The 12,766-nt window shown below is 63.9% G+C and carries 11 protein-coding genes and 1 pseudogene; 5 read left to right on the top strand and 7 right to left on the bottom strand.

All coding sequences use genetic code 11. From position 1 onward, the window contains the following. Positions 1–680: 680 nt before the first annotated feature. Positions 681–2,255: a hypothetical protein gene (locus ACWEO2_RS31465; protein ID WP_452408661.1), complete on the bottom strand. Its 1,575-nt coding sequence runs from the start codon at positions 2,253–2,255 to the stop codon at positions 681–683. A 16-nt stretch (positions 2,256–2,271) separates the two neighbouring features. Next, the gene (locus ACWEO2_RS31460) at positions 2,272–3,810 is read right to left on the bottom strand and encodes a hypothetical protein (protein ID WP_452408660.1); all 1,539 of its coding nucleotides are present in this window, start codon (positions 3,808–3,810) and stop codon (positions 2,272–2,274) included. A gap of 263 nt (positions 3,811–4,073) precedes the next feature. On the opposite strand from ACWEO2_RS31460, the gene ACWEO2_RS31455 reads away from it, so the two are divergent. Continuing rightward, on the top strand, positions 4,074–4,502 hold the full coding sequence (locus ACWEO2_RS31455; protein ID WP_452408656.1) for a helix-turn-helix domain-containing protein: 429 nt from the start codon (positions 4,074–4,076) through the stop codon (positions 4,500–4,502). Between the two features lie 44 nt (positions 4,503–4,546). Here ACWEO2_RS31455 and ACWEO2_RS31450 read toward each other — a convergent pair whose 3' ends face one another. The 3 genes from ACWEO2_RS31450 to ACWEO2_RS31440 form a co-directional block, all read right to left on the bottom strand. Continuing rightward, complete coding sequence (locus ACWEO2_RS31450; protein ID WP_452408659.1) at positions 4,547–5,533, bottom strand: tryptophan 2,3-dioxygenase; 987 nt, start codon at positions 5,531–5,533, stop codon at positions 4,547–4,549. A 300-nt stretch (positions 5,534–5,833) separates the two neighbouring features. Continuing rightward, entirely contained in the window at positions 5,834–6,835 is a 1,002-nt protein-coding gene (locus ACWEO2_RS31445; protein ID WP_452408658.1) for an aminotransferase class V-fold PLP-dependent enzyme, read from the bottom strand. A gap of 122 nt (positions 6,836–6,957) precedes the next feature. Next, the gene (locus ACWEO2_RS31440) at positions 6,958–7,713 is read right to left on the bottom strand and encodes a tryptophan 2,3-dioxygenase family protein (RefSeq protein WP_452408657.1); all 756 of its coding nucleotides are present in this window, start codon (positions 7,711–7,713) and stop codon (positions 6,958–6,960) included. 412 nt (positions 7,714–8,125) lie between these two features. Between ACWEO2_RS31440 and ACWEO2_RS31435 the strand changes: the two genes are divergently transcribed. From ACWEO2_RS31435 to ACWEO2_RS31420, 4 genes are all read left to right on the top strand, one after another. Beyond that, on the top strand, positions 8,126–8,554 hold the full coding sequence (locus ACWEO2_RS31435; protein WP_452408656.1) for a helix-turn-helix domain-containing protein: 429 nt from the start codon (positions 8,126–8,128) through the stop codon (positions 8,552–8,554). Positions 8,555–8,749: 195 nt separating this feature from the next. Beyond that, on the top strand, positions 8,750–9,091 hold the full coding sequence (locus ACWEO2_RS31430; RefSeq protein WP_452408655.1) for a hypothetical protein: 342 nt from the start codon (positions 8,750–8,752) through the stop codon (positions 9,089–9,091). Further along, positions 9,088–10,251 (top strand): MAB_1171c family putative transporter, encoded by a 1,164-nt coding sequence (locus tag ACWEO2_RS31425; RefSeq protein WP_452408654.1) that lies wholly within the window; start codon positions 9,088–9,090, stop codon positions 10,249–10,251. Before ACWEO2_RS31430 ends, ACWEO2_RS31425 begins: the two co-directional genes overlap by 4 nt. A 686-nt stretch (positions 10,252–10,937) precedes the next feature. Continuing rightward, the gene (locus ACWEO2_RS31420) at positions 10,938–11,573 is read left to right on the top strand and encodes a hypothetical protein (RefSeq protein WP_452408653.1); all 636 of its coding nucleotides are present in this window, start codon (positions 10,938–10,940) and stop codon (positions 11,571–11,573) included. A gap of 78 nt (positions 11,574–11,651) precedes the next feature. Here ACWEO2_RS31420 and ACWEO2_RS31415 read toward each other — a convergent pair whose 3' ends face one another. Together ACWEO2_RS31415 and ACWEO2_RS31410 are read right to left on the bottom strand one after the other, a co-directional pair. Further along, on the bottom strand, positions 11,652–11,891 hold the full coding sequence (locus tag ACWEO2_RS31415) for a hypothetical protein (protein ID WP_452408652.1): 240 nt from the start codon (positions 11,889–11,891) through the stop codon (positions 11,652–11,654). Positions 11,892–12,556: 665 nt separating this feature from the next. Beyond that, a pseudogene (locus ACWEO2_RS31410) lies at positions 12,557–12,766 on the bottom strand (transcriptional regulator); the annotation flags it as partial.

Raw genomic sequence — 12,766 nt, 5'->3', positions numbered from 1 at the left:
CGATCACTGGACACGACCTGCAGCGCCTGCACGCCCGCGTCGACACCCACCGGCAGCGCTGCTGCCCTACCCAACGTGACAGGCAACCGCAGCGCCCCCAGCGCCGATAGCCGGGCGGCCGACCGCGTCGCGCCCGCCCTGAACGCCTGCTCCAGGCCCGCACGCATCGCCGCGATACTGGCCCGCCCCTCGACCAGCATCGACTCCGCCACCGGCACGGCGACGGCCGCACCGGCAGGGCCAGCCGCCGCGGCACCGGACAGCACACCGAAGATCCGCCACGCCAATTCGATCCCGAAGACGAACATCACACACAGCGTCTTCTCCGCATCGTTGGCGGCGGCCTGTACCTGATCGGCCAGGGCCAGCGCGTCATCTCCGAGCCTGGCCGCCCCATCCCGGTGCAAACGCAACGTCTCACGCAGCCGTTCGCCGAGTGCGCCCACCGAATCTTCTTGTGCCAGTAGATCGTTCGCGTCTCCCGAACGATCGCTCAGCGCAGCTGCCTGCGCCCGGAACTCCCCGGCCATCCGACGCATCCCGGAAATATCGGCACGCGGCAGCTCTCCGCCGAATACCACCATCTCGATTGGACGCCGCACCACAGCGGGCAACCCCTCGAACGCGTTCCGCAGCTCCACGACCGGGTTCAGTGACCACGAACCGTCCACCAGCACCGCCTACCCCCGCCGAGAGGCAGCGGCGACCAGCACCGCATGCAGTGTTTTCGCTTGGACGCCCGCCTCGCTACCGCGCAGCACTACCTCCGCGAACGCGGCACCGAAGGCCCGACTCACGTCGAATCCGCCGGGGGCGTCCCCGATCAACTCGGCACGCCAGTGCTGGTAACCGCGCACCACCTCGGCGAGTGTGCGGTGTCGTCCTGGCTCCCGACGCAGGTACTCGGCGAGCAGTACGCGCTGCGCCTGCCTGCGCGCCAGACCGTCACCGGCGCCATCGAGCGCCCGGCCGAATTCCCGTAACGTGGCCGCGTAGATACCCGGGTCGACGTCGGTTTCCGTGGTTCCGGTAACTTCCCTCGGCTCCTGCGCGGTCCGCTGGTCGAGCGTGATCGAGCGAGCTGCGCCCCGGGAGTCGCGCGGTTCGGAACTCCACCGCACCATCCCCGATTCGGCGCCGAGTCCTGCCACCGCGACGATATCCAGGGCGATCACCGGGTAGTCGGTAAGCACCCGGTCCACCGCGGCCACGAACGCCCGCACCGCCGACACCTGCAGGCCAGGTGTATCGAATCCGGCCACCCGCACACCATGGTGCTCGGCCAACCTCCGCGCCAGCCACCCGACCACGGGATCGCAAACCGGTCGCCCGTCGGAACCGCGCCGATCACGCCCGCGCTGCGGTTCGTCACTGGGCTTGTTCGATCGCGGTGGCGAACCATACCGAGGGCTCGGGGTACTCGGCTGAGCACTCACGGGCGGGGTTGGTGTCGAGGGCCGTTGCCCGGTCCACGGGGTGTCTCGCCGCCCCACTTCGACCGCTGGCGGCGATCCGGACGCCGTACCCGGCAACCGGGCCGCATTCGGCGTGGCTGCCGTGGGCAATACCGGAGAGGACGGGGGCGACCCGGGGGTGGACGAGGGCTGGCGACCGGAGTTGCCGACACGGTTGCCGGATCTGCCGGTGTCCTCTCGGCCTGCCCGATTCGCCCTCTCGACCGGTCGATCCGAAGAATCCGGGCGCCGCAGACCGTCCTGCGGCGTGGACCGTGCCGTGGCAGCATCCGGTGACCGCGGGCCGCCGGGCGCGGATCGTTCGGTGGGCTGCGCCCGGTCCGTGGGATACGGCTGGCCCCCCGCTGCCGGAGATGTCGCCGCGGGATCGTCCGTCACAGGTGAGTGTGTACGGGTGAGCGCAGGCGTGCCGCCGGGGCCGTCCGGCCGCTGCGGAGCCGGCTCCCCGATGTTCGGGTCCACGTCCCCGGCTGCGGTGCTTACCCGGCCGGCAAAATAGGCGTCCTGCGCCTCGAATTGGCGTGCGGCGTCGATGATTCCGGCGGCCGTGCCGTGCAGGCTTTCCTCCATTGCCCGCACATTGGCCAGCAACTGTTCGGCGTGCGGCTCGAACTCCTTGGCGAACGCGAGGCCGATATCGTCGTCGCCCCAGCTGCCTTCGGACTGCGCGAGGCAGTCCCGCAAGCCCGCATAGGTCTGCCCCACTTGGTCACCCAGTTCGGCCAGCCGCGCTCCTCGGTTTCGCAGGCTGTCCGGGTCCAACCTAACTTCACTGTTCATGTCCCCGCCCCGTCGGTCAGACTCGGCCGCTGCTACGCATCCGGAACCGTCGCTCGAAATCGGTGACGAACACCGACAGCGGCACCGAAGAGGTGGAGCGCTCCACGACGCCGTCGTCAGCGACATAGAAAACCGCACGGTCCAAGGCCATGTCACCGTCCGGCACCGGCGAACGCACCAACCAGCCCACGCTGATGCGATCGGCCCGCAACGTCGACAGCGAGTATCCGGTGGTGTCGTAACTCCGTTGGCGGATGTGATCCCGGACCAGATCGAGCGCATCCGCTTCGCGGATCCCGGCGACGTGATCGGCAGCCAGATCTGCGAGCATCAGCTGGAATAGTCCACCGGCGATGTCGACTCCCTCGCCATCGCCGACGGCCTGCACCATCGCCTCGCGAGTCACCGCGCCCGCCTGTGCCGCCAACACCAACAGTTCGGCGGCTTGCGGGCTTTCACCCGATCGGTCACCCAGCAGGCTGCCGACAACTCCCGCAACCGTCGAGACGGTCCATACCGCAGGCAGCGCCGGCGCGCACTCCGGTACCGGAGCGGATTCGCCCCGGTACCATTGACCAGCCTCCCACCAGTAACAAAACGACAGCAATCCGGATAGCGCACGCGGGTTGAGCACTGGGTCCGCCACCCAATCCGGCGCTCCCGCAAACAACTTCGGCATCGCGCCACTCCCGTTGTATGCGGCGTCCAAGACCGGCGCATCCCACACGCCGCCCGACAGCACCGCCCGGCCACCGGGCAGCAGAGTCAACGTCGAGCCGCTGTGTCCCGCACTTTCGAAGATGCCCACCGACGGTCCGATCCGCGGCCCCCGCCTCGATCCGACTGCCACGAAGGCCGCAGCCAGCACCGCCCACCGGGCCCACAACACCGCCAGCTCCGGCAGCTCGCCATCCACGGCCACCGCCCGCACACCCGCACGCCGGTCCGCATGTATCCCGTCCACGGCCGCCTGCGGCGGCCTCGGCTGGCGTTCACCGCGCCCGATGTAGGCCGCCAACCACACCGGCAACCGGTCGCGCGGATAGCGTTCCACGTCAGCCAGATAGGCATCCGGTGCGAACAACTGCTCACCGGGGAACGGCTCCTGCGCACCATGATCGGCGACGACCTCGACACTGTCCGCGTCGATGCGCACCAGCAACCGCCACCATGGCCCACATTCCGAACCCACAGACAGCCGCCGATGCCGACGCACCATCTCCCACACCGCATCCGACACCTGGCACCGAATCGACCGGCTGCCATCATCGACCATCAACAGCGCCGATTCGGCGACAACGGTCATCGCGAACCACGCCTCCATCCGTTGCCACCCGGGCGAGGCAAGACCGCGCAGCCCATCCGCGATCCGATCGGCCAACGCTGTGAGGTCCTCACCCCCGGAACTGGTCACCGCACACTCCGACATGTTCGGGACCACGCCGTCCACGCCCTGCTGCATGCCGGGCACATGCGTTTGGGCGAAGGTCTTTCCATGTTCGTCGTCGCCCCAGCACTTTTCGTGGGCGAGGATGGCGTTCGACTCCGCCGCCATCCGTGCTGTCTGCTCCGGCGAGCTGCTGCAGTTCCAGTGTCAGCGCGCGCGACTCATCGGGATCGCTCCCAAACGGTCCCACATGATCTCCCTTCGAAACCCCCGCCCGCGCGTAATGCCAGTCATGTCAACATGTGTGACTGAGATTCCAAAACGCCATTCACATCAGTTGATGACCCGATTGCACCACGCCTGACGTTGTCTGTCAACGGTTGTCAAGCGATAATGGTTGGTAACCATTCCAGTTGACGGAAAGGCGATCGGTGGACGAAACAACCTCGGCGTTGGCGTCGAGATTGACCCATCTGTTCGACGTCGTGCGCAGGCCCGACGGCCGCGAGTTCAGCAACGAGGAGGTCGCTACCGCGGTCGCTCGCGATCAGGGTGTGAAGATGTCGGGCTCGTATGTCTGGTATTTGCGTACCGGTCAACGCGACAATCCGACCTTTCGGCACTTGAGTGCGCTGGCTCGGTTCTTCGGAGTTCCTGCTGCGTACTTCTTCGATGACGAGACCAGTCGCGAGGTTGACGCCGAGTTGGGTTTGCTGGCCGCGATGCGCGACGCGGGTGTGCGTGATGTGGCGTTGCGGGCGGCGGGTCTGTCCGCCGAGAGCTTGGCGGCGGTCACCGACGTGATCAATCGTTTTCGCCGATTGGAGCGACTGCCCGCCGGCCCACCCGGCGACCAGTAGCGCGGGAAGAACATCAACCGAGCAAGGACTGCCATGCGGAGGTGTCAGACCACAATCGGCTTGTCGGGAGCCACGTCGCTGACGGGCTCGACGGTGGTGAAAACCGGAATCGTGCGCGAGGCCGCCAAATAGGGCGTGCCCTCGGTATATCCCGTGCCACTGGCACCGCCGAGCATGCGCAGTGCAAGTCGATAATGAGTGGCGCGCCAGCGGAGCAGAGCAGCCGAGAAGTCTGCCATCACTTGTGCCAGCCGCGCCAGTTCGGATCCGGCGATGTCGCCCGAGCTTCTCGCACCAGCGTAGGCATCGTCGAGCGTGCATTCCTGACCAGCCAGAACCCGGCCGCGCACCTCAGGCACCGAGTGGTAAGCGGGCGAGTCGACACGCTCGGCGTCCGGGCGCCGACACAGCGCCTCGACGAGCTTGTAGCTCCGTGACTGGATCGCGCTGGCGCCCTCAGTGAACTGACGAAACGTCCTGAAGGACTCGATCTGCATCGTGGCAAGCATCGAGAACAGCGGTGCCGCCTCGCGCAGCGCAGTCGTCGAGTTGCAGATGAAGTGGACCGCTCGGCTCACTTCGCCGGCAGCCAGTGCTGCCACGGCGCCGCGCAGGTGCATGGCCAGAAGCGTGAAGGTTGTTTCGAAGGTCTGCAGCACCCGAAGAAACAGGTACTCGTCGTGCATGGTGTAGACGGGGAGGATACTCAGCTCGAGCACGCGCCGCTCCGCGAACGACATATCGGCGTGCACGAGTGCGCTGACTTGTTGCGCCCGGATGACCGGCTCGTCATCGGTCAAGTCGCGGTCCAGCGCTAATCGCGCCAGCGCTGGCTGGATCGCGCGCAATCCATGCCGAATCCGCTTGTTGACAACATTCCGTGGCGGACGCATCGTCGGCAGCAGTGTGGTTCGGTCCTGTATCGCGGCTAGTTCGAAGGCTAGAACATCCGCGAGAAGTTGTACCGTGCGCCGATCACACCGGGACCGCGCGAAAAGCGCCTGCTCTATCGGGTCGTCGACGACGGGCAACTCGAGCAGTCGCAGCGCCAGGTAAGTCGGGTAGTCATATCGGTTGTCCAGCTTATCGAGCGCACAGTCCAGAAATGCGGCAAGGACTCGTACCGGAGGCCAAGGACCACCGAGCCGGGGCAGTACCGTGCGGGCCTGGTCGAGCAGGTCCAAGGTGCCGGTGGGCACGAAGTGCTTGCCGACACTGTGATACCCGCGAAGGACTGCGTCATAGGGGAATCGTTCAGCTGCCGGCGCACATAGCCACGACATGAGTTCAGCGGTGGACATCAGAGCCTTTCTATCGATGCAAAAGAAAATTCAGAGTGCACGTCGGATGTCACGCAGGGCTGCGCATAGGGCGGTAACGTCCTCGACATTGCTGTAGTAGTGAAATGACACCCTTACCACGTCGTGACGTGGGCTGACCGCAATGTCATGTCCGGCCAATTGGCGACCGAGTCCGGCGGGGTCGGCGTCGATAATTCCGATATGTGCGCCACGGCGCTCGAGCGGGACGGCGCGCACACGCTCACCTTGTGCGCTCAACTGCTCGCGAGCCAATTCGCCGAGGCGCCACACGTGATTGCGAACAAGTGCGAGATCCAGCTGGCCGACAAGCTGCAGCCCCGCCACCGCGGCATAGCATGCCGGCACGGCCGGTGTACCGGTTTCGAATCGAGTCGCCGACGCCGGGTAATCCAATTGGAAGGAGTTGAAAGCATACGGGTCAACTCGCCCGAACCAGCCTGTCGAAGTCGGCAGGTGGTCGGAATATTCGGGCGCACGGGCGTAGAGGAAAGCGAGGCCGGGCAAGCCTAGTAAGTACTTCGAAGTACCCGCAACGAGGAAATCGCAGCCGAGGCTTCCGACGTCCACGGGATCCACACCAACCGCCTGATAGGCGTCAACGAATACTTCGGCACCGGCCGCGTGCGCAGCCTGGACCACTTCGACGACCGGCAGCCGCAGCGCGTGCTGATAACCGATCAAAGGCACCGAAACCAAGCGGGTTGTTCGGTCGATGAACGCTGTGAAGCTATCCAAAGTATGACCGGCATCTACAACCTCGGCGCCGCACTGCTTCTGGGCACGCCAGACATGGGCAATAGATGGAAATTCGGCTGTTGTGGTGACGATACGAGGCCGAGTTTGCCAGCTCCGAGTGGAGGCGACCTGGAAGGCGCCGATCGATGCGTTGGGAACTACCGCCACTTGGTCGACCCGCGCACCGATCAGTGCTGCAAACCGATTTCGTGCCACACTGATCTGGTTCTCGAATGCCTCCCAGGCTGCGCCGACACGGGTCATCTCCGCCAGCATCCGAGCCAAGGCACGGTCGAGCTCCACCGAACGAGCCCCAAGGCTGCAAGTAGCCAGATGTACTGCGCGTTGCAACATCGGAAAGTGAGATCGGAATGTCTCGGGAGACATCGGCCGACTACTCATCTCCGAACTTCCTGGGCAGGATCGGCATTCGGCTCTGCCATCGGGCCGGTCGCTGTAAGGAAACTTCTGATTTCCCACAGTTCGGGAAAAAATCTGTGCGAGATCAATTTGGTCAGCATTGCGACCGGCGTGCCCTGCGTGCCGGTGGCATGATGTCCGATCAACCGTGCGGTGATCTTGAAGTGCCGCACCCGCCACAAAGATACCCGCTCATCCCATTCAATCAGGGCCTCGGCCAGGCGGTGTATTTCGGATCGTTGCTCGGCCCGATATACTTCGGCAAGGTCGACGCCTCGATTCTGCACGAGCGTAGTGAACGCTTTCCCGATAGTCCGACTATCCCGTCGCACCGAAATCCAGCCCGGAGAATCAGATCCAGAACCGTGGCCGAGAACGGTACGGATAGTTTGGAAGTCCCAAGGTTCCAAATGGCGCATCATCTCCAACTGGTCGGTGATAAGCATCATTGCCAGAGATGCTCGGGTCAACAATGCGATTGCACCGTTCAGATCGGAATTATCGATATCTTCGGCCGCCTTGCGCAACTCGGCGCAGGCCAGCTTGAGCCACAACTCGGTCGACTGATGGACGATTTGGAATAGTAACTCGTCACGGTGCACCATCTCGTCCGAGCGACGCTGCAGGTCTAGCAGTCGATCAGTACGCATGTAACGGGCATAGTCGTTATCGCCCTCTCCACTCAATATCTGCTGGGAGTAATCCTTAATGGCAGCAAAGTGGTTTGAATTCATGTTGTCCTTCTTGCATCGGAGCCAATTATCCTGTGATCGGGTACCCGGTCTTCGTGCTGCGGGTAAATTCAGCTGGTGCAGCTCCAGTGCTAACGCGCGCAACTCATCGGGATCGACCCATAACGGTTGATCCACATGTGTCAGGGCCGCGGCCTCCTCACGCCGGTGTCGAGCAATGTCGCGGTGCACCGAGGGAGTCCGCCGACGATCGGCCCTCCGGTGTGGCTCCTGCCCTCTGCCGGTCGTCTCGCCACGGCACGGCTCTGCCAGCGTGTCAACATGTGTGACTGTGAGGCTTACATTCCCTTCACGTCAGTTGATGTGCCTGATTATTGCCATGCCTGGCGGGCCCTGTCAACGGTTGTCAAGCGATAATGGTTGGTAACCATTCCAGTTGACGGAAAGGCGATCGGTGGACGAAACAACCTCGGCGTTGGCGTCGAGATTGACCCATCTGTTCGACGTCGTGCGCAGGCCCGACGGCCGCGAGTTCAGCAACGAGGAGGTCGCTACCGCGGTCGCTCGCGATCAGGGTGTGAAGATGTCGGGCTCGTATGTCTGGTATTTGCGTACCGGTCAACGCGACAATCCGACCTTTCGGCACTTGAGTGCGCTGGCTCGGTTCTTCGGAGTTCCTGCTGCGTACTTCTTCGATGACGAGACCAGTCGCGAGGTTGACGCCGAGTTGGGTTTGCTGGCCGCGATGCGCGACGCGGGTGTGCGTGATGTGGCGTTGCGGGCGGCGGGTCTGTCCGCCGAGAGCTTGGCGGCGGTCACCGACGTGATCAATCGTTTTCGCCGATTGGAGCGACTGCCCGCCGGCCCACCCGGCGACCAGTAGCGCGGGAAGAACATCAACCGAGCAAGGACTGCCATGCGGACTACTGATTTGCGGAAGCGCTGCGAACGGCGAATCGACACGCTTGGGCTACCGGTTCGCTTCGGTATCGGCGAGGTATGCCAGCGGCTGGAGAGTCTTTTGGGCAGACGGATCGAACTGATCCCGATGGCCTTGCCGCCGGCGAGTCCGCTCGGCTTGCTGATCACCGACGAACGCGGGCATTCCATCATCTACGAAGAGTCGGCCAGTCCAATCCACCGCCAGCAGATCATCTTCCACGAACTCGCGCATCTTCTTCTCGGTCACACGGGGAAGCCGATCGGCGATGACCGACAGCACTGCCTGTTCGTGCACATCGCCCATCAGACCGAGGGACAGGTTCTTGCCAGATCCTGCGGATCCACCGAGCAGGAGGCCGAGGCGGAGATGACGGCGACGTTGCTCCTTCGGCGCGCACAACGCTCGAGCCAGCCGGTTACCGTCGCTGCCGATCCAGCGATTGCCGACATAGTCCGCCGCTTGGATAACTCACTGTGACCTCCCACCCGATTCTCCTCATCTTGCTCACGGCGCTCGCTTGCGTCACTGTCCTCGCCATCAAGGCTCGCGACATCACGCGGGATCCGGACAACGGGATGCACCGTGCGAGTGCGCTGTTTGTCGGCGCGATCTTGGCGACCATGGCGCTCTGGCTGGAATCCGATGCCATCGACTACCACACCCATGTTCCGAGAATCGGCATATTGTTCAGTGACGTCGCAGCGATGCTCGCGGTATGCGCGAGCCAGATATGGTTCGTGTACCTCACGACACGGACCGAGATTGCTCGCCGCAGGTCGCGGCTCTGCTACACCGGGTTCGTTGTTGTCGTCGTCGCTGTTGTCTCGCTGTTTGCCATGTCCTCGTCGACGTCTCCGGACGGTACGCGGTATCGGTATCTGTTCATCTGCTACGTCGGTGTCAGCGCCGTCGCGGCGGTAGTGTTCGGGTTCCGCTACGCCGCGCTCACCGCGAAGCCGTGGTTACGCATCGGATTCCGCGTCATCGCGATAGGTGGCATCGTCGTGATCGCGCGTCTGGCCTTCCTCGCCTATACACTCGTCGTAGCCGATCTCGGCCACACACCCCAGCCGATGTATGCCGTCGTCGACGGGCTACTCACCGTAACCGGATTGCTCATCGTCATCGCAGGCATGGCGCTGCCCTCGGGCAGTGAGGTTTTCGGGTCGCTGCTCCATGCTTACCGATGCCACCGAACCGAACGACAACTCAGCGCGCTGAGCCGGCACCTGACATCCGCCACCGGCACGGCCAGCGCTGTACCCCTCCCCGCCGACCGCGAATGGAATCCTTTGCGGGACGCCGAATTCCGGCTCTGTCGCCGGGTCATCGACATTCGGGACGCGCAACTGGCGTTGCGTGGGTACGCCGATCCACAGGTGCGGCGACTCGCCGCCGAACGGTCCGCTGCGCTCGGCCTACCAGACCATGAGCGCGGCCCGATGATCGAGGCGGCCGTCATCGCGGCCGCAATCCAGGCGAAGCGGGCAGGCATACCGCCTCGGCACAACACGACGATGACCTTGTCTGCCGAAAATGGTGGCGCTGACACGCTACTCGACGAAGCCAAATGGCTCGGACGTATCAGCCGCGCCTTGCGATCTTCCGAGATCGTACGTCGCAACGCTGAGGTCTAGCTGCCGCGTCCGAGACGCGTACTGTTGATCGCTGCTCTCGCTGTCGACCTGGTGCGAACACAGAGGTACCGGCGCTTTGCCGGTGCGGGCGGCTACGGCAAGGCATTCGGAGCGCCACCAAATGACCGCAGAACCGACCGCAGCTTGACACTTCGCGAGATCGGAGGCCTTCTTCGGCGCCATCGAGGTCGACATCGACGCCGAACTCGCCCAGCTCGGCCTGACCGGATACCGGCCGCTGCGCGTCCAAGACACCCTGTTCTGAGCATCGCACCCGGTCGTTCGTGCCATCCGGTAGCCGGATGCGTTCGAGTGGGGTCTGTCCAGATAACGGCTCTGCGAGCTTGACCAATGCGTAAAGATATGTGGGTCTTCGCGTTCGTGGGGCTGGTTTCAGTCGGCGGCATAGCTGAAGTCTCGTGTCCGTTCTCGTTCAATCTGAGCCGCTAGACTGCCGTTGAGCTGGGGTGGCTTAGGTTGGATGAGAATGGGGATAAGCGGTTTTCTCAGTCATTCCGAGCCAAGTTGCGGTGTCGTCGTCGCTGGCGTCATCCAGGTCGACCACTTCGGACTGGTGTCGTCGGTTCAGTCGTAGGATGCGGTGGGCGGTGTCGGCGAGCCGCCGGCCCATCACATATCGAGCGACGCCATAGGCGGCGGCCCTCTTCTGCATGGACGGATTCGGTTTGGTCGACACAGCACTATGGCGACGCCGGTTGCGCTTACCTCGCCACGACTGGCTGCTCGGTATCGGCGGGATCCTCGCCGGCGCGGCGGTGTTCCTTCTTATGGCGCGTCCGCCCGTTCCATCGGATGGAAACGACCTCGTTCATTGGGCCGCGCAGGGCCGCGCGCAACTGATGTGGAGCGATGAGATGCTCTTCTTCGCCGTGGTATCGCTGGGCGCGGGCTTTCGTGGCAGCCTCGCCGATCGGATAACCCGTCGTTCAACGCGAGTCGACCTCGGCGCGGCGTCTTCGATGGTCAGCCTCGTCTCCCTTGTGGTGGTGCTGCTCGCTGTGGGCAGACTGGTGTATCCGGCCTATGGAATCGCCCTTTCCGCCGACGTCGTCGCCTTGCTCGTCAGTGTCACTTTCGGTGCTCTGCATCTCGCGCTTCTCGCTTTCGCTGTGACCACCGTCTCGCTGACCTGGTTCGTGAGCCCTGCGAAGTGGCCCGCCACCATCGTCGGGATCGCCATCGCAGCCGCGTTCGTCGCCGGCTCCTTCCCATGGTTGACACCCACCTGGTGGAATCTGCTTGTGGCAGTGTTGCTGGCCGGTTGGGGGTTCCTCATGGGCTCCCTTCAAAGAACCCGCTGAGGACCGCCGAATCGTGCACACAACGCCATCGGAGGCCCGGCACAATTCCCAAGAGTCACCTGCAACTGACGCCAGGTTTCACGTGCCCAGCCATTCGATGAGGTGTTCGCCGTGAAGGTCGTCGATCGACCGGCGATCGCTGTGCGGAATCCACTCGAGCAGAGGCGCGTTCCGCTCAGGCGTGCCGCTGATCAGCCCGGTGTCGCCGATCTGCTGGTAGAACCGTCGCCGGTCGCCGGGATGATCCGATAGCGCCAGGCGCCACCAATAGGGAGAGACAAGAACGCTGAGGACGCCGACGATGTCGGGATGCCGCAACGACCAGCACGTGGCCGCCGGCGAAACTGGTTCCCCAGATGCCGATGCGTTCCGGGTCGATACCGTCCAAGTCTGGGCGAAGGTGATCGCATCTCGGTACCCCTCGATCTGGGTCTAGGGTTCGACCTCGTAGCGCGGTCCACCATCGGAGGTCCGAAGCTAGGGTGGTCGTACACCAGACAAGCCAGACCGACCTTGCTGAACACTTCGGCGAACGGGGCGACTCATTCCTTCATGCCCGCGAAGCCGTGCGTCATCACCACCAACAGGACGATGCCCTGCGCCGGTTCCAGCCGATGGAGCCACCTCGCAAGGTCACTGCGCCACTGTGAATTCGATATCGACGCGCATCGCGATTCCCTCCCATTAGTTCCTTCTTGCAATCAAAGTACGGCGCGGGTGATCTGCTGTCGACGGCTCCCTCCGCCAACCCGGCCTCAGGACAGCGGGGCCCGCCCGCCCCGAGTTCGGTTGATTTACGCGACCGCCGCACGCGTCGTAGCTTCGTTGCTCTCGCAGCGCATCAAACGCAGCCCTACCACACCGAATCCCCCAGCAGTGGCGAACGATTCGACAGCACGGTCAAATAAGATTGCGAGAATCAGCAGACAGGCTCAAGAGCGATGCCATATGCCCACGCCTCAATTCTATTTCGCCGCCAGCCGCTACCCCGCCGCCGCGTGGTACCGCTCCCGATGCTCCACCCACGGAAGCTGACGCTCCTCCTCACTCATCGCCAACAACTCCCGCAACTTCCCCCACGCCGCCTCATCGGTCGGGGTATACACCTGCATCCACGCATGCGGCAACGACGGCAAACTCATACTCGTCAAAAACATCTCCAACTCCCCCACCGCCAAATTCCGGATCTGCTT

This window comes from Nocardia sp. NPDC004278, assembly GCF_053602975.1.
The sequence above is the reverse complement of the archived record's forward strand: the minus strand, read 5'-3'. Positions and strand labels throughout refer to the sequence as shown.